Origin of the sequence: Colwellia sp. PAMC 20917, from assembly GCF_001767295.1 — a bacterium.
Classification (GTDB): Bacteria; Pseudomonadota; Gammaproteobacteria; order Enterobacterales; family Alteromonadaceae; genus Colwellia_A.
Map to the genome: position 1 here is coordinate 3,345,686 of NZ_CP014944.1, position 22,463 is coordinate 3,368,148.

The following is a 22,463-nucleotide window of genomic DNA, read 5'->3' on the forward strand; positions in this document are numbered from 1 at the left end:
TAAAATGATAAGAAACGTTATCAGTCACTTTTGTTAATAACCGTTAATAACGCCGCAATAAGCTCATGGGTGCTAGATTTAATAGCGGCAGAATTTTTTTTCTTAATATTGGACTCTAAGCTCATTGCGACTCGTGTTATGTTGTTATAACCAAACATTTGTGCGGCTCCAGCTAGTTTATGTGCTTGTTTAGCAAGTGCATCATTATCATTCGTTTGGTTCAACAATATGAAGTTTTTATGTTCTGCAATTAAACCCACTTCAAATTTAGCAACCAAATCAGATATATCAATGTTGCTATTAGTTAGCGAGCTATTGTCTTCGTGGTTGGTATTGATCGGCTGTTCAAAATACTTAGCGATGGTATTGATAAAGTTTTGTCGCTCAAAAGGCTTAGCTTGAAATCCATTAAATCCTAGCGCTAAATATTGTTCTAGATCTTTGGCTAAGGTATTTGCCGTTAATGCAATAATCGGTACTTCACAAGATCTAGCTCTTAGAATTTTTATCGCTTCTATACCATCCATTTTTGGCATCTGAATATCAAGTAAGATTAAATCAGGTTTATTTTTAAAGTAAGACGCTATTACTTCGTAGCCGTTTGTCGCAGTATAAACCTCAAAACCTAGTCCGGTCAGTAGCCTGCTCATTAAATGCCTATTATCATCATGGTCTTCAGCCAATAAAATAGCGCCACTGAAGGTCTTCTTTGTTACTTCGAATTCTTTTACAATCTCAGTTGAACTGGTGGGAGTAAAGGGTAATATCAAGGTAAAAATACTGCCTTGACCTATCTCACTTTCAACATCGATTATTCCCCCCATGAAGTCAGCTAATTTTTCAGATAAATTTAACCCTAAACCTGAGCCACCAAAGCGCCGACTAATGCTGGTATCTGCTTGTGTAAAGGCGTCAAACACTCTTCTTAATTGTTCATCACTGATACCTATGCCTGTATCACGTATTTTGAAGGTTAATTCGTTGATATGATTATAATGCTGCGCGTATATTTCAATAGCAACATCCCCTTTTTCAGTGAACTTAATGGCATTTGAACAAAGGTTAATAAGAATTTGCTTTAAACGAAAGCCATCAATATTGATCATAAAAGGGGAGGGCAAAGTATGGTGTATGGTGAAATTTAAGCCCTTAGATTTAGCTTGTTCTGAGAAAATATTTTTAATGTCGACAAGTATTTGTATGAGATCTAAGGCCGTTATTTCTAATTCAAATTTATTTGCCTCTATTTTGCTTAAATCTAGGGTATCATTCAATAAGCTCAACAAATGCAAGCTATTATTATATATGACTTTTATGCTATCAGTACTGTTATCAATATCACCATGTAATATCGCTTCAGTTTGGCCAATAATAGAGGTTAAAGGTGTTCTTATCTCATGGCTCATATTCGCTAAGAATTGAGATTTAACTTCATTCGCTTTAATAACCTTTTTCGATTCTTGTTTGATTGAAGCCGTTTGTGTGGAAACTTGATGCTCTAATTGCTTAATAAGGTCACGTTCAAAAATTGCTTTTTTTTGATGAGCCCTAATAAAAAAGACTAATATGAGCAAAGATGAGATGAAATATAAGGTATATGCCCACCAAGAGTTCCAGAACGGTGGTAGCACGGTTATTTTAAGTGAAACACCTTCTTCATTCCAAATACCATCAGGGTTGCTTGCTTTTACTCTTAGTAAGTATTCACCACCAGATAGATTTGTGTACGTTGCTCGGCGATTTTTATAATCGGTCATTATCCAATGGTCATCAAAACCTTCAAGCTTATATGCATATTGATTTTTTTTCGGGGCAGAAAAATGTAAAGCACTAAACTCAAACGCCACTAAATTTTCTTTGTGGCTTAAAGTGATTGCTGATGTTGCATGGATCCCTTTCTCCAAAAAAAATGTATCATCTTCAGGTTTTGCCTTATTTTTATCGTGTGCTTTATTGGCATCGATAGCGACTGATTGATTCAACAACAGCATTTCGGTGAAAACGACCACAGGTTTATTGTTATCCTGAATTAGCGTATTAGGAAAAAATCGATTAAAACCATTAATGCCGCCAAAAAACAATTCGCCACTGTCACTTTTATAAGAAGCGCCAGCATTAAATTCATTACTTTGTAAGCCATCGGCAACATCATAATTTTTAAACGTTTTAGACTTGGGGTTAAATTGAGATAAGCCTTGATTGGTACTTATCCATAAATACCCTTGCTCATCAATCTCTATTGCATAAATGGTGCTATCAGGTAATCCATCCTCTTCGGTAAAACGTACAAACGCCCCCGACTTCATATCCATAAGGTTTAAACCATTCATGGTGCCTACCCAAAGGTTACCCTCGTCATCTAAAGCTATTGAGCTAATATAATTATGACTTAAACTGCTTGATTGAGTCATATCATGACGATAATGAGTAAATACTTCAGTCTTCGGATTGAAATAATTAAGGCCCTCAGCAGTAGCCACCCAAAGATTTTTTTGGTTATCTTCAGTTATTGCTAAAACATGGTTATGGCTCAAACTGTTTAACTTCACTTCACTATGCTGATAGGTCCTGAATTTTGCAGTTTTAGGGAGAAAATAATCTAGACCATTAGTAGTACCTATCCAAAGGTTATTTTGGCTGTCTTCAGTTATCGCTTGGATACCTCTGCTACCTAAACTGTCTGAATCATCCAAGTTATGCCAATAATTACTGAATATTTCCGTTTTGAGGGTGAATTTATTTAATCCACTCCTAGTGCTAAACCAAATATTGCCTTGGTGATCTTTAGTTATTGCGTTAACCCCGTTATTACTTATATTTTCTGGGTTAGTTTTATTTATACTATAATGCTCAAACTGCTGAGTTTTTTTATTAAAGCGATTAATACCTTCTGAATCAACCCCCACCCAAAGGTTGCCTTGCGGGTCTTCAACGATCGCAGCAACCCAATTACTACTTAAGCTCACGGGGGTAAGGGTATCTCGACGGTAATGTCCAAACTGTTCTATTTTTGGATTGAAGCGGCTAAGACCCGCTTTGTTAGTCCCTGACCAAATATTACCTTCTCTGTCCTCTAAAATAGCCATAACACCACCAGAGCCTAAGCTATTTATATTAGCCTCTTCATGACGGTAATAGGTGAAAGCCTCAGTTTCAAGGTTTAGTCTATTCAATCCTAAACTTGTCCCAATCCAAAGGTTGCCGTTTTTATCAGCCGCTAACGTGAAAACTATTCCATCGCTTAAACTATTAGCATTATTAGCCTCATGGCGGTAATGAGTAAATTGCTCAGTTTCCAGACTAAATCGATTTAAGCCGTTTTCAGTAATCATCCAAAGATTATTTTGTCTATCGGTAATTATTGACCAAACTGGTCCTTGAGTTATGCTATTGGGGTCGTTAGCATTGTGAAAGTAATGAGTAAATTGCTCGGTTTTTGCATTAAAGCGACTAAGACCAGCATGAGTGCCAACCCAAATTTCGCCGTTATTATCCTCTAATATTGCCCAGACATTATTATGGCTTAAACTCTTTGGATTATTTATATTATATTTATAATGAGTAAACCGCCCTGTTTTTGGATCAAAACGATTAAGTCCGCCCCGAGTACCTATCCAGATATTGCCTAAGCGGTCTTGAGTTATTGCATTGACAACATCATGGCTTAAGCTATTTGGCTTCTTAGCATTGTGACGAAAGTGGCTAAACTGTTCAGTTCTCGGATTAAAGTGGTTAAGTCCAAATTCTGTACCTATCCAGAGGTTAGCACTTTTATCTTCAAATATAGTTCGAATCACATTGCCTGTTAGTGAGTTCTGATTTTTACCACTATGCTTAAATACTTTAAACGTATAGCCGTCATAACGTGCTAACCCGTTGGAAGTCCCTGCCCATATGAAGCCTTGTCTGTCTTGTAGTATTTGATTTACATCACTTTGTGGTAGGCCATCTTCAATAGATAGACGCTCAAACCGAGTTGATTGCACTGCAGCGAATGAAACGCAGGAAGGAAAAAGTATCAGCAAAAATAAAAACAGCGAAGGCTTTATTTTACGGTTATTGAAAATAATACTCATTTTTACAAAACCTTTCAATATGAGTAATACAGCAGATTTTAACTTCATAATGGGGGTTAACTTTAGTGAGCTATATGGCGTTGAAAGAATATTATTATTACATTATTCGATTATAAACAATACAAATAAACTTTTATTAAAAATTTTTAAAACTGGACGTTATCCCGTTAAAGACAACAGCAGTGGGAATGGGATCAGGATGGGAATAAAAGCACTTAGGTTTTTTTTAGCAACTATAAAGCGCTATCTCAGTTAATATCATTTTCAATTATAAATCATCATGCTGAGACTCATATAAATCTAGTATCAGCATGATGGAGTCTTAAATAACGAATATTAATAATATTAGCGTTAACGTTATTTAGTTGTCGTTAAACCACGACGGTCAAGCAAAGGTTGAACTTTAGGGTCTTGGCCTCTAAAACGACGGTACATTATGGTGGGATCTTCACTACCACCGGGCTCTAAGATATGCTTACGGTATAAATCTGCAGTTTTCTCATCGAATATGCCATTTTCTTTAAACGCTAACCAAGTATCTGCATCATAGATATTTGACCAAATGTAGCCGTAATAACCTGATGAATAACCGCCAGAGAATATATGGGAAAAGTAACCTGTTCTATAACGAGGTGATATCTCTTTGATTAAGCCAATTTCTGATAAGACCTTTTTCTCAAATACGGCAGCATCTTGCAGCTCTGCTGTTTCTAAAGAATGCCAACTCATGTCAAGTAAAGCTGCACCAAGGTATTCAGTGGTACCAAAACCTTGATTAAATTTACCTGAAGCTTGAATTTTATCAACTAATGCCATTGGAATAACTTCACCTGTTTTATAGTGCTTAGCAAAGTTTGCTAATACTTCTGGTTCAGTCATCCAATTTTCCATGACTTGTGAAGGATATTCAACATAGTCACGTGGTAAAGCAGTACCTGTTTGTGAGCGGTAATAACCGTTAGACAACAAGCCCTGAATTGCATGACCGAATTCATGAAATAAGGTCGATGCTTGATCAAAAGTTAATAATGTTGGCGTATCACCGACCGGGCGTGGATAATTTAATACGTTGTAGATAATAGGGGTAACTTCTTCACCATACATACGATGTTGTTTACGGAAGTTGCTCATCCAAGCACCACCACGTTTACTTTCGCGCACGTAATGGTCAGTCATATAAATACCAACATAGCTGCCGTCTTTATCAAAGACTTCAAAGGTACGTACATCTTCATGGTATTTAGGTAAGTCGTTGCGTTCTTTGAAGGTTACGCCCCATAATTTCTCTGCGGTGAAAAAGATTCCCTGTAAAGTACCTTCTAGCGAGAAATAGGGTTTAGTTTCTGCTGCATCTATATCGTAGCGAGCTTTACGAATTTTCTCAGCGTAGTACCACCAATCCCAGGCTTCTATTTCAATTTTAGTGCCTTGTGAGTTAGCCAGCTTTTGCATATCAGCTGACTCTTCTTTTGCTCTTGCTAAAGCGGCTGGCCATACTTGATTTAATAAACCAAATACGTTTTCAGGTGTTTTAGCCGTCGCATTTTCAAGGACAAAATGTGCGTGAGTTTTATAACCTAATAACTGTGCTTTTTGGTAACGTAAGCTGGCTGTTTCTGCAGCAATACTCTTGTTATCAAACTCATCGTCATTGTTACCGCGCATGGTGTAACCTTTATATAAGGTTTCCCGTAATTTACGGTTAGTTGCATAGGTTAAAAAGGGATTTTTGCTAGGACGATGAGTGGTGAATACCCATTTACCCTCATGGCCTCTGTCGCTTGCCGTAACAGCTGCGGCGGCAATAATATCGTCAGGTAAACCGTTTAAATCAGCCTTGTTATCAATAACCATTTCAAAGCTGTTCGTTTCGTGTAATAAATTTTCGCCAAATTTTAAGCTTAATTCACTCAATTGGGTATTAAATTGGCGTAATTTTACTTTGTCAGCATCTGATAAATTAGCACCACCACGGACAAAACCTTTGTAGGTTTTTTCAAGTAAGGTTAATTCGTTTACTTGTAAATTCAGTTGATCTTTTTTGTCATAAACCGTTTTTACCCGAGCAAATAATTTTGCATTAAGATTAATGTCGTCATTTAGCGCTGATAATTGTGGTGATACTGCTTTGGCAATATTGCGCATTTCTTCGTCAGACATTGAACCGGTTAAACCGTAAAATACATTACTGACGCGGTTAAGAAAATCACCTGACTTTTCCATCGCTTCAATGGTATTTGCAAATGTTGCTGTGTTAGTAGCATTGGCGATAGTGGAAATTTCTATTTTATTTTCACTAATAGCTTGCTCAAATGCGGGTAAGTAATCACTTTTTCTAATTTGATCAAAAGGGGGAATGCCGTGTGGCGTAGTAAATGCACTGAACAATGGATTTATATGTTCAGCTTTTTTAATTATTTGCTGACTTTCTTTGATTTGATTCTTGTTATCGTCGTACAACTGACAACTGGCTAATGTGATAGCAATAGCAAGTGGGGCGAGTAAGCGCTTTTTCATAAATGACCTTTATTAAATGTTAGACAATTAAATGATTTTGTTAATATCGTATAGACAAAGCTAATGAATTTATTCTATGTTGCACTCGGCCAAGCTACAAGACGCAGCACGTTTAAAAACGGTGAATAACCGGTTAAAAAAGCTAAATTGTTAAGTTGTCAGCTTTTACCTTGATTATTTTTGTAAAATACAGAATAAGATAAGTAGGCTTTAGCGGAAATAAAAATCCCATGCGAGCACGGGATTACATAAGAGCAATATATAGCTGAGCTTAATCAGGAATATAATCAAGTACTAAGCTATTTTCAGTCGAATTGTAGTGAATTATTCGCTGGTAGTTGGGCGAGATATAACTGTCAACAGAACCGGCAGTATATCCGACGGTAAATAAGGCTTGTTGGTTTTCATCATATTTACTGAGAATAAAAAAGCCACTACTATCGAAACGATAGAAATAACTATTATTAGCCGAGTCAATGGCTACGTTAACCGTTCGTATACTCGCTCGCAAAACGCCTTGGTCAGTAAAATTTGTACCATCAAAAGTTGTCCACTCTGAAGTGGTGCTTGCTGTATAAAGATCTGCACCGCGACTACTGGTGACTATATTTGATAAAACGCCACTATAAGCGCTGTTAATATTTTCATTACTGGCAATTTGTTGAACACTTTCAGCAGTAAAGGCATTGTACGCTAAGGTATATTGTATTAATGCTGAAGTGTTAGCGTTATAAGCTATAACATGATTGCTTGCCGGTACGTCATAGATGATGGATGAGTTGAAGATATTATCTCTATCCCAAAACTGCACCGCTAAGGCTAAGTTTGCATATTCTAACGCTTGACTGATAACAATGGCTTTACCGGCAACTATCGCGATAGTTTTAGGCCTAAATTGTAGATCTATGTCAGCATCCGGCAGTAAATTAATACTGAAATCGTTAAGGTTTATTTGATAATGATTAATACGCGTTTGTGGCTGCCCATTTTCATCGTTGTAGTTTTCACTATTTGAAGCTAACAGGAGTGAGCCATCCGGATGAATAACCAAGTCGGTTAAATCAACACCGCCAAGCGGTGAATTAATCGTTGTTATTGCAGCGCCAGTAATAATATTAAACACTTTTATCACATCACCTTGGCCGATATAAATATTAGGACGAAGCGGGTCTAATACGACAGCTGAGGTATTAGGTGTAATATCAGAGATAACAATTTCACTGATGCTTGTTGTGTCAAAATCGCCCTTTTCAAAGCTGACTTTTATTGTACCTTTGATGCTTTCAGAACTATTGACCGGTGCTAAGGTGATTTCGCCATAGTACAAACCATTAGTCGTTATTTTACTTGGATCGGCGTCGATCGCTAGGGTATTATTAACGGTATCAGCCGTTAACGTTAACCAATTAACATTACTTTGTGCTTGCCAAGCTACCGCACTGGATTTATTGGTGACAATATCTACCGTATGACTGAGCGTTGACTTGTCCGCTTGTGAAGTAAAGGTTAGTGCTGAAGCGTTACTGAATAACCTTATTTCATCAACCGCTAACTCAACCACTACTTGTACATTGATACCCGTCTCTGGGTCGGTAATAGTAATGATACCGGTAAATAAACCCCAACCGATGATCTCATTTGAGTCAATTGAAATAACAAGCGTTTTACTCTCTTGCGTTGTTGTTTGAGTCAAAGATAACCATGAAACATCTGTTGTTGCTTGCCATGAATCACTCACGCCTGAAATAGTCAATTCCTGGCTAGCAACGCTGGCATTGCCTAAGGTAGTATTAAAGGACAACTGAGATGCAGACACATCAAACTGCGCTAAAGTTACCATTTCTATTTGAGTACTATTTACCGCGTTCACTAACAAGCGTTTATTATCAGATGAAATATCAATGCTGGTCGGCTGTTGTCCCTGAGTTTCAATGGTAGCTGTCAGTGCTGATGCTTGGTTGTAAACATTCACAACGAAGCCGCTAGCGGGAACAAAACGCAGATAATGGGCAAAATTGTTATTCGACTTTTCAACAAATAACGTCGTTGCACCCTCTGCTTGGCTGAGTAATCCCATATCGGTAAAAGCGGTGCCATCAAAGCTAATGTGTTCACTTGTTGGGCTAATAAGATAAAGCGCCGTTTCGTTATCATTAACGACAAAGCTTGAAATACTATCGGCTTCAGCTAACCGTTCTGGTTTATATTCATGGGTTAAGGTCGTAATGATTTTATCTTGACTAAAGTCATTAATTTTTGCGTTATAGCGATTTAAGGTTGCTGTTTGAAAGTCTAGTGCATATAAAGCTTCTGTTTCACTGGCTTGGTCAATGGTTGCCGTGAAAAAGATATTCTCACGATCCCAAAATAAGCGTTGTAACTCTTCATCTGCATATTCAAGTGTTTGCGTGACAATAAAGTATCGGCCTGAAAATTGTACGTAACGGCTAGGTTCAAACTCTATGGTTGGTGATGCAATTTCAGTAAAACTATAATCGCTTAAATTGATATTATAACGATGAACAACTTCAGTGGTGGTCTCGTCTTCATTGATAACAACTTCAAGCGCTTTTGCTAATAATTTACTACCGTCAGGATGAACAATAAATTGCTCAAGTAGGGTGTTATCAGGAGCGATAGCGATGGTTGCAATTAATTCACCACTATATTGTTGATAAACAAGTAAGTTGTTTTCTGAGCCAACATAAAAGTAGGGCATGTTAGGTGCTGCTATCACGGTATCGATATTTGCGGCTATGTCCGTGATAACTTTAGTTTCTGTTTGCTCAGTACTTTGAAATAATGATACCGGTAGAACATGCCCAATAACAACTTCATTTTCAATGGCATTGAGGGTTATTTCAGTTTGACTTATCGCCGCTACCGGCATGGCATTAACATCAACAGCAACCTTAAGAAAGTCATTGTCGAGTTTTGTTAAGGTTAACCAGGTTGAGGCAGAACTTGCTTGCCAATTTATTTCAGCGCTGCTGTTGGTACTGACTTTTATGATTTGCTCAAGCACTGAAATATTCGCGGTTGACGTAAAAGCTAAGCTGGCTTGGTTGGCATATAAATACTGATTATCTAAACCAACTTCTACAGGGATAAGCTTAGTATCACCCGTTGTTGTTTCGGTGAGTATAATATTTCCGCTTGCTAACTGTGCGGCAGTAAAACTGCTAATATTGGGGGTAACGGTGACCGTTGCATCACCTGAACCTGAAGATATGTCAAAAGTTATCCAGTCAATATCACTGCTTAACTGCCAGTTATTACTCTCACTGGTGATAGCGATTGTTTGGCTAGGAATGCTGACATCACCAAAGGTGCCACGAAAACTGACCAGCTCAGTATCTATATTTGCTTGCCAAATAAGTAATGAAACGTTGATGTCATGATGCACTAAGGTTGCGCCATTATCAGAGAGTTCGCCCGTTGAAAAACGCAACTTTGTCACGTATTCACCTATATTAATTTGGTCTGCTTGGGTTAAATCAATATGAACAGTGGCAGAATTACTGGTTAGGTTTTCAGTTCTAAAGGCTAGCCAGCCCACGGGTTGGGAGTCAGGGGCATAACCCACTAATAAACCGTCGCCAGCAAAAGTAACATTAACGGTTATTGAATCGTCAAACTCAGTAATTATCTCATTGCTAAAGCTAATCGTTGAAACATCAGCGTTAATGGCGTAATTTTTTGATTTATCATTAGAACCACCACAGGCAGAAAGCAATAATGTCATACAAAAAATGGTGAACATTTGACTGAGGTTCTTAAAACATACCTTCATACAGATCCCTGTTTTATTTTGCTGTTTATCTGCAAACTTTACGCTTACTTTTATAACAACTTATTCTGCGTGATTATTCACTCAAAGTAAAAACTTATTATTTATCTAAAATTTAAATAATTGAACACTATAATTATCCGTTAATTTAAAGGTAAAATAAGCGGTAAAACGTCTTTAAAGGTGATGAATCATTGAACAAAGCTATCTTACATTGTTCGGTAGGTATCCTCTCTCGTCGCGAGCATTCTTATGAAGAGTTAATGCAAAAGCTCAAATTTCGTCAACACAGCGAAGATGAAATTACGCCAGTCCTTGAATTTCTAATTAAAAAAAAATATTTGAGTGACCAACGTTTTGCCGAATCTTTGTTTGGTAGCCGCCTTAATAAAGGTTATGGTTGGCTTTATATTAGCAATGAATTGGAACAAAAAGGTGTTTGCGATACTATTATAGTTGAACTGAGTAAAAATCAGCAAATTGATTGGTATCTTCAAGCCGAGCTTGCGTATAATAAACGCTTTGGCGAAAGTACAATTAAAGACCAAAAAGATAAATTAAAACGCATTCGATTTATGCAGTCTCGAGGTTTCTCTTCGGATGAAATCATGATATTGATTAAATATACTCATAGCGATTAAACGAATAAATTCAAGAATTAACTTTTCAGAGAGTGAACATTCCCATGATTAAAACTAGTGCACAATTACGACAGACTTTTTTAGACTTTTATGCTTCGAAGCAACATCAAATTGTTCCAAGTAGTTCATTAGTTCCAGGTAATGACGCGACGTTATTATTTACCAATGCCGGTATGGTTCCTTTTAAGGACGTTTTTTTAGGGGCTGAGAGCAGAAGTTATACCCGCGCAACCTCGTCGCAACGTTGTGTTCGTGCTGGTGGTAAACATAACGATCTAGAGAACGTTGGCTACACGGCGCGCCATCATACTTTCTTTGAAATGTTAGGTAACTTTAGTTTTGGTGATTACTTTAAAGAAGACGCTATACGTTTTGCCTGGGAATTTTTAACGGTAAAATTAGCCTTACCTAAAGAAAAGCTATTAGTGACTGTTTATGACAGTGACGAAGAAGCCTTCGCTTTTTGGCGTGACGAAATAGGTATTCCGGTAGATAAAATTATTCGTATCGGTGATAAGTCACCCAGTAAAAAGTACGAGTCAGACAACTTTTGGTCAATGGGTGATACGGGACCATGTGGACCTTGTTCTGAAATATTCTATGATCACGGTGAAAATATTTTTGGTGGACCTCCAGGCTCACCAGATGAAGATGGTGACCGTTTTATTGAAATTTGGAACTTAGTTTTTATGCAGTACAACCGTCATGCTGACGGTACCATGGAAAACTTGCCAAAGCCTTCTGTTGATACAGGTATGGGCTTAGAACGTATTTCAGCGATAATGCAAGGCGTGCATAGCAATTATGAAATTGATATTTTTCAAGGCTTAATTAAAGATACTGCTGAGTTATTACAGTGCAATGATTTAGAACATAAGTCTTTGCGTGTAATTGCCGATCATATTCGCTCATGTAGCTTCTTAATCGCCGATGGTGTTATGCCTTCAAACGAAGGTCGTGGCTATGTATTACGTCGTATTATTCGACGTGCCGTACGCCACGGTCATAAATTAGAAGCAAAATCACACTTCTTTCATCGACTAGTTGTTTCATTAGGTAAGCAAATGGGTGAAGCCTACCCTGAGCTTATTAGCCAACAAGCGGTTATTGAAAAAATATTACGTATCGAAGAAGAGCAATTTGGTCGCACCCTAGATCGTGGCATGATCTTACTTGAAGATATTTTAGCGAATCTTAAAGGCGACACTATTTCAGGTGACGATACCTTTAAACTTTATGACACCTATGGTTTTCCTGCCGATTTAACGGCAGATATTGCCCGAGAACGTCAATTAAAAGTCGACCACAATGGTTTTGACATTGCTATGGGACTTCAACGCGAACGTGCTCAGCAAGCAAGTCAGTTTGGTTCTAACTATAACGACCAGCTTAAATCTGATCACAACACGCAGTTTAAAGGTTATACCCGTAATGAATTCTCCGCAACGATTGTTGAATTATTCAATAACGAAGCGTCGGTTGCTGAATTAAAAGCAGGTGAGCAGGGCATTGTTATTTTGGACAAAACACCTTTTTATGCGGAGTCGGGTGGCCAAGCAGGAGACCAAGGCCTCCTTCATATTGATGAAGGTATATTTGAAGTACACGACACCACTAAAATGGGTAATGCCTTTGCTCATAAAGGAATTGCTCGCGTAAATATTGGCTTAAATCGCCTAGTAAAAGCTGAAATAAATACTGAGCGACGCGCAGCTATCGTTAAAAACCACACGGCTACTCACCTTCTTCATGCGGCATTACGTAGCGTCTTGGGTGAACATGTTACGCAAAAAGGTTCGTTATGTGATGCTGAAAAGTTACGCTTTGACTTCTCTCACTTTGAAGGGGTTACCGCGCAAGAGTTGCAAACTGTTGAACGTCTAGTTAACCAAGAAATACGTAATAACTTGTCTCGTGAAACCAACTTAATGCAGATAGACGAAGCTAAAGAAAAAGGCGCTATGGCTTTATTTGGTGAGAAATACGACGATGAAGTACGAGTGGTTACTTTAGGTGGTTTTTCTACCGAGCTTTGTGGTGGTGTTCATGTTGAGCGTACTGGCGATATTGGTTTTGTTAAAATAGTGTCAGAATCAGGTATAGCTGCAGGTGTTCGTCGTATAGAAGCTGTTTCCGGTGAGTGTGCACTTGCTTTTACTGAGCAGCAAGGTTCAAATCTAAGCTTAGTTGCCTCAATGGTTAAATCTGATGTGGCGAGTATGCCTGGAAAAGTTGAGCAATTAATTAGTCGCGGTAAGCAACTCGAAAAAGAAATTCAAATCCTAAAACAGCAAGTAGCGGCTCAAGCCGGTTCTGATTTAATCAGTGAGGCTGTAGATGTTAATGGTGTTAAGGTACTTATTGCAGATTTAGCAGGTATCGAGTCTAAAGCGCTTCGTGGCATGATGGATGAACTCAAGAATAAAATAGGCTCAGGGATCATTTTATTAGGCACAGCATCAGACGGAAAAGTAGGTTTGATCGCTGGTGTAACTAAAGATCTCACTGGACAGGTAAAAGCCGGTGATTTAGTTAATGCAGCAGCACAGCATGTTGGTGGTAAAGGCGGTGGGCGTCCAGATATGGCACAAGCTGGTGGCAGCAAACCAGAGAGTTTACCCATGGCATTAGACGCAGCGAAAGCATGGTTAATTGACCAATTATCGTAATATTATAGTAAGCTAATATATTTCATTAAGGAGCGTTTTAGCTCCTTTTTTGTGGGTAAATCTTTTAAATAGCAAATTAGGTTACTTAGTGGTTAATGTGGCGTTAATGTACGTTAACTACAATATTAATAATAACAAATAGTTATAATTAATTTCAAAAAATCACTTTATTGCTTGAATAAGCTTGCTAGAATGCAAATATTGGTTATAAGTACAAAGTTAATAACTGATTATCACTCGTGGTAATAAAATCTTTGTAGATAGTGGTAAAACTGGGTCGTAGTGAACTTAAGTAACTATTTTTTACAAAGTTTTTAATTTTTATTATGTACTTTTACCAAAATTAAACTAAATTTATTACTAGCTTATAATTTTTTAGTGGACTGGCTTTTAAACATAAAGGATATTTAGGATGTTAATTTTAACTCGTAGGGTTGGTGAAACGTTAATGATTGGTGACGAAGTTACCGTCACTGTTTTAGGTGTAAAGGGTAATCAGGTTCGTATTGGCGTAAATGCGCCAAAAGAAATATCTGTTCACCGTGAAGAAATTTACATGCGCATACAAGCAGAAAAAACAGGAAGTGACAGTAGCGAAGCCGAAACAGGTAATAAATTTTAGCTTTGTTGAACACCTTCATTAAAAAAAGTCGGCATTTGCCGACTTTTTTAATGACTAATATTAATTTTTTTTAGCATTAATTTAGTGACAACAATCTTTTTGAGCTTGAAAAATAGCCTTGTTGGTTGAAATCTCGGCAAACAGATTTAAAAGTACAGAAAAATAGAAAATATTGTTGACTTATTTTCTCGATCCATTAGTATTCGCACCCACTGGAGATGTGACCGATTGGTTGAAGACGCTCACCTGTTAAAGGAGTATCTGGCTACTAGCCTGATAGAGAGTTTTTTCTAAGATGTATTTTAAAGTACGAATTAGAACTCTACAGTAAAGAAGTAAAAATGGAGAGCTGTCCGAGTGGCCGAAGGAGCTCCCCTGCTAAGGGAGTAACGGCTTTAAATCCGTTCGAGAGTTCGAATCTCTCGCTCTCCGCCATTACTTTTATTAAAGGTAACTGCGGTAAAAGTAATAAATGCAAAGCAATTTGCTATCTTTAGACTAAGATATAAAAAATAGTTCATGTGAGGGCGCGTAGCTCAGCTGGATAGAGTACCTGGCTACGAACCAGGCGGTCGCAGGTTCGACTCCTGCCGCGCCCACCACTTTTCTTTATTTGAATGTGGACTAAGCAAATATCATCGCTTATAAAATTAATAGATGTTATCTTCAAACGAGATATTAAATAAGGTTTAATGTGGGCGCGTAGCTCAGCTGGATAGAGTACCTGGCTACGAACCAGGCGGTCGCAGGTTCGACTCCTGCCGCGCCCACCACATTTGCTGTAAAGCTGAAATAAACCAATCTTCGGATTGGTTTTTTTTCTTCTGCAATATAGCAGTTAAAAAACTCAAGTATCATCGTTAAGAAGTATTTTGAGTTGTTAAGCAAATACCAAGGCTTATAAAAATAATGGGTGTTATCTTTGAACAAGATAGTAAATAAAGTTTAATGTGGGCGCGTAGCTCAGCTGGATAGAGTACCTGGCTACGAACCAGGCGGTCGCAGGTTCGACTCCTGCCGCGCCCACCACATTTGCTGAAAAGCAGAAATAAACCAACTTTCGAGTTGGTTTTTTTTCATCTATATTTTGCCCAGCTAAAGTAATAGTTTATCTAACTTGCTGGGGAGACCGAGCATATAAGAGTAGCTACGAAACTAACCACTTGTGATCGCCAGTTATTCGCCTGCTAGCACCGCCTATTTACTTGTAAACTGAGCAGTGTTGTTGGTTATTTTAAACCTCGCTGATAAAAGCACTGTGCTTAATCAATACGCAAATGATTACGTAATAACATGTGTGTAAAAGATGTTTTTAAATAAAAGCCACGAGGCAGTGTTCGAAAGGGCTCGCCGTGTTTATTAAAGGCTTGTGTTTTAGCTTGGCTATTGGCCGCTTTTGGGCGAAGTTGTAACACTTGGCCATGTTTTCCTGAGATATTTTCTACTTCACCTAATACAATCATATCGGTAAGCTCTTGCCAGTCTAGGGCGAGTAATTGTTCTTCTTCATAAGACGGGGACCAAATAAAAGGGGTGCCAACTATACGCTCACCTATTGGTATATGTCGTTCAGAAATTACTGGGACCCATAAAACACGCGCCATTTTGTTACGTATATGGCTGGTTTTCCAACTAGCCCCTACTAAGCCAGTCAAAGGTGCAACACATACAAATGTTGTCTCTAAAGGTTTGCCTTGCATGCTAATGGGTAACGATTTTAATTCAATCCCTAAATGTGGAAAGTCAGGTTCAGGTTTTGACCCCGCACTAGCGCCAAGAACCTGTTCAAGTAAAAGACCTATCCAACCTTTTTCTCTCGTTAAATTATCAGGGACTACTACGCCTGCTTGTTCAGCTATTTCAGCTAAATTAAGTCCAGCAAGTGCTTGCGCCCTTTTTAGTAAATCATCTTCGTTAGCAGGGATATTAATTTTAATGAGTAAACTCTTTAGTCGTGACTTTTCTTTACTCAGTATAAAGATTCATAACATCTGAGGCTATGGTCTAGATAAAATAAAAAATTAATTAATTGCCCGCAAGCCCATATTATGGAAGAATCAGGATATATTTTATGAAAGTTATTGGGAATTCCTTTGATAGATGCCGAAGGCTATAGAGCTAATGTCGGCATAGTCATAATCAATGATAGAGGACAAGTATTTTGGGCTAGGCGTTATGGTCAACACTCGTGGCAATATCCACAAGGGGGGGTTGATGAGGGAGAAACAGCAGAAGAAACCATGTACCGAGAATTACACGAAGAAGTGGGATTAAAACCGGAACATGTCAGTATTGTTGCTTCGACCAAACACTGGTTGAGATATAAATTACCAAAACGTTTAATTAGGCATGAAAGTAAACCTGTTTGTATTGGGCAAAAACAGAAATGGTTTTTACTTAAGCTAACTTCAGAAGAGTCTGCGGTTGATTTACTTCATTCGGCTCATCCAGAGTTTGATGATTGGCGTTGGGTAAGTTACTGGTACCCAGTGCGTCAGGTAGTGTCTTTTAAACGTGAAGTTTACCGTAAAGTGATGAAAGAATTTGCTCAGGCGTCTATGCCTTCTTATCGCCATCAAAACCGTAAACGTCGTAGTTGATTATTATTATGTAGCAGTTTTATACGACAAAACACAAATGTATAATATACCCGTATCACTTAAAGATGACCCTATATCTTAAAGTGAACGGGCATTTTTATTTAAGGAGCAGTATGTTAACTATCCTACGGAGAATTGTTCTAGAATTTAGCCAAAACGCTGAACTCGACAGTGCATTACATCGTATGGTGGAACAAATAAAAGAAACGATGAATACTGACTGTTGTTCAATTTATCTTGCTGACCACCTCAAACAACATTTTTTATTGGTTGCCTCTGACGGTTTGGCAGAAGGTTCGTTAGGTCAAACAACCATTGGTTTTACTGAAGGCTTAGTCGGTTTAGTTGGCCAGCGAGAAGAGCCACTTAACATTGCTAATGCGCAAAACCATCCTCAATTTATTCATGCCCCTGAAGTTGAGGAAGACGAATTAAATGCCTTTCTGGGGACCCCCATTATTCATCGACGAAAAGTGCTGGGCATACTGGCGATTCAACAAAAAGAGGCTAGGCACTTTACCGAAAATGAAGAAGCATTCTTAGTTACCTTATCAGCCCAACTAGCTACTTCATTGGCCAATGCCGAAGCTAATGTGTTAATCACTGAGCAAGATGCTAATAGTCATTGGACTAAAGCATTACAGGGGGTTGCTGGCTCCTCAGGGGTAATGATTGGTGAAATGTATGTTGTGTATCCAGCGGTAAGTTTAGCTTCTGTTTCTTTACAACGAACTACAGCCCCAACACTAGAGTTGCAATTCTTTGAAGAAGCCGTGGATAAAACACGCATAGATTTTGATTTCATGGCCAGTAACTTACGAGGTATTATAGCGGAGAGTACTTTAGATATTTTCGATATGTACAAGCAATTATTAAATAATGCAAATATTACTAAAGAAGTTACCCAGAAAATAATATCAGGTTGGACTGCTGAAAGTGCTCTAAAACAAATCATTGATAGCTATGTTCTTCAGTTTGAGGCCTTAGATGACCGTTATTTGCGTGAAAGGGCCAGTGATATACGTGACTTAGGTAATCGATTATTACTTAACTTAAAAAAATTAAATATAAAAGAGCAAGAACTTCCTCAAGAATTTATTCTGGTTGCTGAAGAAGTAACGGCAGCTATGCTTGCACAATACCAGCACCAAGGCTTAAAAGGTGTAGTCTCGCTTCAGGGCTCCAATAATTCTCATGCTGCTATTTTAGCAAGAGCACTAGGTGTGCCAGCTGTAATGGGTATTGAGAAAATATCGCTTAGTCGATTACACCAGAAGAACTGTATTGTGGATGGCTTTAGTGGTGAGCTTTTTGTTCAGCCCAATGAAGCCTTACAACGTGAATATCAACACTTAATCGCTCAAGAGATATTACTCGCCGATAAAGTTAAAAAAGTAGCACAATTACCTGCTATTACCAAAGATGGTCAAACCATTGAGTTGCAACTTAATGCAGGGCTTTCATCAGGGTTTGAATATTCAAAAAATTCAGGTGCTGTGGGGATCGGTTTGTATCGTACTGAAATTCCTTTTATGAACCGCAGCTGCTTTCCTTCTGAATCAGAGCAAACTGAACTTTATCGTCAAGTATTACGTGCTTTTCCTGATCAACCTGTAACTATGCGTACCTTAGACGTTGGTGGTGACAAGTCGTTACCCTATTTTCCGATCAATGAAGATAATCCATTTCTTGGTTGGCGTGGTATTCGCATTACACTTGATCATCCTGAAATTTTTCTCTTGCAAGTACGAGCAATGTTGCGAGCGAATGTTGGCTTAAATAATTTAGAAATTATGTTGCCGATGATTTCAAGTACTCTAGAGGTAGACGAAGCAACCCGCTTAATCAATCAAGCTTATTATGAACTGTCTAATGAATTTGATTTTATTGGTGAAGAAAAGCTCACTCGTCCAAAAATTGGTATAATGATCGAGGTGCCAGGTATTATTTATCAATTACCTGAATTAGCCAATAAAGTTGATTTCTTTTCAGTGGGCAGTAATGATTTAACTCAATATTTATTAGCAGTTGACCGAAATAATGCCCGCGTATCCGCGTTATATAATTCATATCATCCAGCTGTTTTAAGAGCGCTTAACCATATTGCTGAACAATCAGCTCGCTCATTGGTACCCTTGAGCCTATGCGGCGAGCTAGCCAGCGAACCAGCAGGCGCTTTATTATTATTAGCGATGGGATATGACAAATTAAGTATGAACGCGCATAATGTCGCAAAAATTAAATGGGTGATCCGCCATGTTGATTTTCATCAAGTAAAAATGATGTTGGCGCATGTGTTAACCCTTTCAACATCCAAACAAGTACACAGTTATTTAAATGAACAACTTGAACAATTCGGTTTAAGCAGTTTCGTACGTGCCGGTAGGTAATGTTTCCGGTTAATTTAACTTAAAAAGCAGTAAACAATGTTATTAAGTATCTTTCTAATTTGCGTGTTACTCGGCTCAGTGGTCGGTTTCTCTGCTGGTCTTTTAGGGATAGGTGGCGGGTTGATAATTGTACCCGCTTTGGTGTATTTATTACCGCAGCTAGGGATTGAACCTAACTTAGTTATGCCAATGGCGCTAGCGACCTCGTTAGCCACTATTGTTGTTACTTCACTTTCCGCGGCGTTAGCTCATCACCGTAATAGCAATATACCTTGGCCACTTGCTAAGCAACTCATGATGGCGATTGCATTAGGATCGTTACTTGGCGGATTTATTGCTGATATGCTTTCTGTTGTTGCACTAAAAAATACTTTTGCTATTGCTGTTTTTTTACTCTCGTCTTATATGTTTATTGCTATAAATCGAGCGAAGAAAAATAAATTAATTAATCACAATGATGATGAAAAACTACCCAAAAATATAATTGTTAAAGGTATTGGCTTTTTTACTGGTATTTTAGCAAGTCTGATGGGCATTGCTGGTGGTGCTATTCTAGTGCCTATATTAAGTTACTTTAAAGTCCCTCTGCGCCAATGTATTGGTGTTGCCACGGTGAGTGGTATGGTTGTGGCCATATTCGGTGTTAGCGGCTATGTGATTGCTGGTTGGGGAGAAGAGAACTTACCCAAATACAGCTTGGGCTATGTTTATTTACCTGCTTTGCTTGGTATCATTATTACGTCTTCTCTTTTTGCCCCTATAGGTGTTAAAGCGGCGAGTAAGCTACCGGTAGGTACTATCAAGAAAGCATTTGCGATATTTTTGATGTTAGTAGCAGTTAAAATGATACTAAGTTAGTACAATAGCATTTGTTTAAAATTAAAATTTTTAGAGAAGGAAAGACAGTGAAAGAATATTTAGATCTCATGCGACATGTTCGTGATAACGGCGTACAAAAATCAGACCGCACAGGTACAGGCACCAAAAGTATTTTTGGTTATCAAATGCGCTTTGACTTAGCAAAAGGCTTTCCACTGGTCACCACTAAAAAATGTCACTTAAAATCAATAATTCATGAATTATTATGGTTTATTAAAGGCGAGTCTAATATCGCTTACTTAAGTGAGAATGGCGTTAAAATTTGGGATGCTTGGGCAACAGAGTCGGGTGAACTAGGGCCTGTATATGGCGTACAGTGGCGTAATTGGCCATCAGCCAATGGCGAAACAATTGATCAACTTACACAATTGATTGATGATTTAAAAAACAACCCAGATTCACGACGTCATATTATTACCGCTTGGAATCCTGCCTTATTACCTGATACATCTATAAGCCCGGCAGAGAATGCTGCACAGGGCAAGCAAGCGTTACCCCCGTGCCATACGCTTTTTCAATTCTATGTACTCAATGGCAAGCTGTCGTGTCAATTATATCAACGCAGTGCTGACATTTTTCTAGGTGTACCGTTCAATATTGCAAGTTATGCATTATTTACCATGATGATCGCCCAAGTTTGTGATTTAGAGCTAGGTGATTTTGTTCATACTTTCGGAGATGCTCATTTATATTCAAACCATATGGAACAAGTTGATGAACAATTGAGTCGCACTCCGCTAGCTTTGCCAACCATGAAACTTAATCCCGAGATAAAAAGTATTTTTGATTTTACTTTTGAAGACTTTGAATTAGTGAATTATCAATGCCACGCTCATATAAAAGCCGCTATATCTGTTTAAATACAAACTTCATCGACTGAGCAATTGCACGTTATTGTTTCAGTCGTAGTTGGGGCTATTAACCATGCATAGTGAAAAATTTAGCTAATAAGGTTTGCTCATTTTCACTATGCTTTAGATCTTTTTTGATACAACCGATAGGACAAACGCCAATACAAGTCGGCTTATCATTATGGCCAACACATTCAGTGCATCCATCCACGTCAATCTCATAAATCATGTTACCCAATGCAATAGCCTCATTAGGACATGCTAGTTAGCACCTATGACAGTTAATACATATATATCTTCTAAAATCAGTGCATCTAGATCCACTGCTATAACGGACGTAATATCTTTAATAAAGTCGTTTGTTTGATAAATATACAGCATTGAAAAATTTACTAATATTTGACCTAAAATAATAATATAAGCAAAAAAGTGTGCTACTTTTTAATGTAATACAATCGATAATTGACAATAATAATTAAGGTGAGACTATGGGAACTGAAAATGCCCTTTATACAATTTTAGTAGAAAAAATTAAACAAGATGCGCTTGTACTCCCAACCTTGCCAGAAGTAGCACTGAAAGTGCGCCAAGCGGCGGATGATTCAAACATTAACTTAAAAGAAATGAGCGATATTATTGGTCATGACCCTGCTTTATCTTTAGGTATGTTGAAAGTAGCGAATAGCGCTATTTTAGGACGTTCTGTTAAAGTTGAAACAGTCAACCAGGCTGTTACTCGCATTGGGTTGCGCCAAATCAAAAGTATCGCAACAGCGATGGCGTTAGAGCAAGTATTTGTTTCAAAAAATGAAATAGTTTCAATGTATTTGAAAAAGTCATGGAAAAAAACCGTCGACGTAGCCTCGGTTGCCATCAGTTTAATGACTTTTTATATTCAAGACCATAAACACACATCATTAACGTTAGATACCTTAACATTGGCGGCATTGGTTCATAATATTGGTGTTTTACCGATTTTAACTGAAGCTGAAAATCATCCTGATGTTTTCGCTAACCCGACTTTTTTACAGCAAGCTATTGCTAAGTTAGCTGCGGATATTGGTGGAGAAGTGACTAAAGCGTGGGGATTCTCAGATGAATTTACCACCTTAGTAACCAGTTGGAGTGATTTAACGGTATTACCTCCTGAAACTCATTATTTGGATTTCATTCGTGCAGGTGCTATTCATAACGGTATTTTCAAGAATGTATCGACCTGTGAAGTGTTATTAAAAAGCTATGTGAATAAAGGTATTTTACCCGACGTGGACTTTATGGAAAGTGAAAGATTTCAACAGATGGTTACTGATGTAAAAACTATGTTTAGTTAATAACAATAAAGTTGTAGACAATAAAAAACCCTGAAATATCAGGGTTTTTTTATATCTATAATTTTTATACCTACAATTAATACTTCACAAAGGAAGT

General features: G+C 37.9%; 13 protein-coding genes and 4 tRNA genes. 12 read left to right on the top strand and 5 right to left on the bottom strand.

The window, feature by feature from the left end; all coding sequences use genetic code 11:
* Positions 1-20: 20 nt before the first annotated feature.
* The 3 genes from A3Q34_RS14340 to A3Q34_RS14350 all read right to left on the bottom strand — a co-directional run bounded on the left by A3Q34_RS14340 (position 21) and on the right by A3Q34_RS14350 (position 10,386).
* A complete protein-coding gene (locus tag A3Q34_RS14340; protein WP_070375976.1) occupies positions 21-4,124 on the bottom strand; it encodes a hybrid sensor histidine kinase/response regulator in 4,104 nt (1,367 codons plus the stop codon).
* A 309-nt stretch (positions 4,125-4,433) separates the two neighbouring features.
* Positions 4,434-6,593, bottom strand: coding sequence for a M3 family metallopeptidase (locus A3Q34_RS14345; RefSeq protein WP_070375977.1), 2,160 nt, complete (start codon positions 6,591-6,593; stop codon positions 4,434-4,436).
* A gap of 271 nt (positions 6,594-6,864) precedes the next feature.
* Positions 6,865-10,386, bottom strand: a complete 3,522-nt coding sequence (locus A3Q34_RS14350) for a BACON domain-containing protein (protein ID WP_157471003.1) — start codon at positions 10,384-10,386, stop codon at positions 6,865-6,867.
* A gap of 191 nt (positions 10,387-10,577) precedes the next feature.
* On the opposite strand from A3Q34_RS14350, the gene A3Q34_RS14355 reads away from it, so the two are divergent.
* The 7 genes from A3Q34_RS14355 to A3Q34_RS14385 all read left to right on the top strand — a co-directional run bounded on the left by A3Q34_RS14355 (position 10,578) and on the right by A3Q34_RS14385 (position 15,344).
* Positions 10,578-11,024, top strand: a complete 447-nt coding sequence (locus A3Q34_RS14355) for a regulatory protein RecX (RefSeq protein WP_070375979.1) — start codon at positions 10,578-10,580, stop codon at positions 11,022-11,024.
* 44 nt (positions 11,025-11,068) lie between these two features.
* Positions 11,069-13,693, top strand: coding sequence for an alanine--tRNA ligase (alaS, locus tag A3Q34_RS14360; protein WP_070375980.1), 2,625 nt, complete (start codon positions 11,069-11,071; stop codon positions 13,691-13,693).
* Between the two features lie 412 nt (positions 13,694-14,105).
* Positions 14,106-14,315, top strand: coding sequence for a carbon storage regulator CsrA (gene csrA / locus A3Q34_RS14365; RefSeq protein ID WP_070375981.1), 210 nt, complete (start codon positions 14,106-14,108; stop codon positions 14,313-14,315).
* Between the two features lie 343 nt (positions 14,316-14,658).
* Positions 14,659-14,750, top strand: a tRNA-Ser gene (locus tag A3Q34_RS14370).
* Between the two features lie 90 nt (positions 14,751-14,840).
* Positions 14,841-14,917: transfer RNA gene (locus A3Q34_RS14375), tRNA-Arg, on the top strand.
* Between the two features lie 94 nt (positions 14,918-15,011).
* Positions 15,012-15,088: transfer RNA gene (locus A3Q34_RS14380), tRNA-Arg, on the top strand.
* A gap of 179 nt (positions 15,089-15,267) precedes the next feature.
* Positions 15,268-15,344: transfer RNA gene (locus A3Q34_RS14385), tRNA-Arg, on the top strand.
* Between the two features lie 233 nt (positions 15,345-15,577).
* On the opposite strand, the gene mutH is transcribed toward A3Q34_RS14385, so the two are convergent.
* Positions 15,578-16,246 (bottom strand): DNA mismatch repair endonuclease MutH, encoded by a 669-nt coding sequence (gene mutH / locus A3Q34_RS14390; protein WP_083278031.1) that lies wholly within the window; start codon positions 16,244-16,246, stop codon positions 15,578-15,580.
* Positions 16,247-16,408: 162 nt separating this feature from the next.
* Here mutH and rppH point away from each other — a divergent pair, with 162 nt between their 5' ends.
* From rppH to A3Q34_RS14410, 4 genes are all read left to right on the top strand, one after another.
* A complete protein-coding gene (rppH, locus tag A3Q34_RS14395; protein ID WP_070375983.1) occupies positions 16,409-16,915 on the top strand; it encodes an RNA pyrophosphohydrolase in 507 nt (168 codons plus the stop codon).
* A 113-nt stretch (positions 16,916-17,028) separates the two neighbouring features.
* Positions 17,029-19,305, top strand: coding sequence for a phosphoenolpyruvate--protein phosphotransferase (gene ptsP / locus A3Q34_RS14400; protein WP_070375984.1), 2,277 nt, complete (start codon positions 17,029-17,031; stop codon positions 19,303-19,305).
* A gap of 36 nt (positions 19,306-19,341) precedes the next feature.
* Positions 19,342-20,163 (top strand): sulfite exporter TauE/SafE family protein, encoded by an 822-nt coding sequence (locus A3Q34_RS14405; RefSeq protein WP_070375985.1) that lies wholly within the window; start codon positions 19,342-19,344, stop codon positions 20,161-20,163.
* Positions 20,164-20,210: 47 nt separating this feature from the next.
* Entirely contained in the window at positions 20,211-21,044 is an 834-nt protein-coding gene (locus A3Q34_RS14410; protein WP_070375986.1) for a thymidylate synthase, read from the top strand.
* A 58-nt stretch (positions 21,045-21,102) separates the two neighbouring features.
* On the opposite strand, the gene A3Q34_RS21155 is transcribed toward A3Q34_RS14410, so the two are convergent.
* A complete protein-coding gene (locus A3Q34_RS21155) occupies positions 21,103-21,246 on the bottom strand; it encodes a ferredoxin (RefSeq protein ID WP_331710917.1) in 144 nt (47 codons plus the stop codon).
* 277 nt (positions 21,247-21,523) lie between these two features.
* Between A3Q34_RS21155 and A3Q34_RS14420 the strand changes: the two genes are divergently transcribed.
* The gene (locus tag A3Q34_RS14420; protein WP_070375987.1) at positions 21,524-22,366 is read left to right on the top strand and encodes an HDOD domain-containing protein; all 843 of its coding nucleotides are present in this window, start codon (positions 21,524-21,526) and stop codon (positions 22,364-22,366) included.
* Positions 22,367-22,463 lie beyond the last annotated feature (97 nt).

Coding starts and splice junctions, on each gene's coding strand:
- A3Q34_RS14340 (WP_070375976.1), bottom strand. CDS start 4,124: ATGAAGTTAAAATCTGCTGTATTACTCATATTGAAAGGTTTTGTAAAA.
- ptsP (WP_070375984.1), top strand. CDS start 17,029: ATGTTAACTATCCTACGGAGAATTGTTCTAGAATTTAGCCAAAACGCT.
- alaS (WP_070375980.1), top strand. CDS start 11,069: ATGATTAAAACTAGTGCACAATTACGACAGACTTTTTTAGACTTTTAT.
- csrA (WP_070375981.1), top strand. CDS start 14,106: ATGTTAATTTTAACTCGTAGGGTTGGTGAAACGTTAATGATTGGTGAC.
- A3Q34_RS14350 (WP_157471003.1), bottom strand. CDS start 10,386: ATGAAGGTATGTTTTAAGAACCTCAGTCAAATGTTCACCATTTTTTGT.
- A3Q34_RS14345 (WP_070375977.1), bottom strand. CDS start 6,593: ATGAAAAAGCGCTTACTCGCCCCACTTGCTATTGCTATCACATTAGCC.
- A3Q34_RS14420 (WP_070375987.1), top strand. CDS start 21,524: ATGGGAACTGAAAATGCCCTTTATACAATTTTAGTAGAAAAAATTAAA.
- A3Q34_RS14405 (WP_070375985.1), top strand. CDS start 19,342: ATGTTATTAAGTATCTTTCTAATTTGCGTGTTACTCGGCTCAGTGGTC.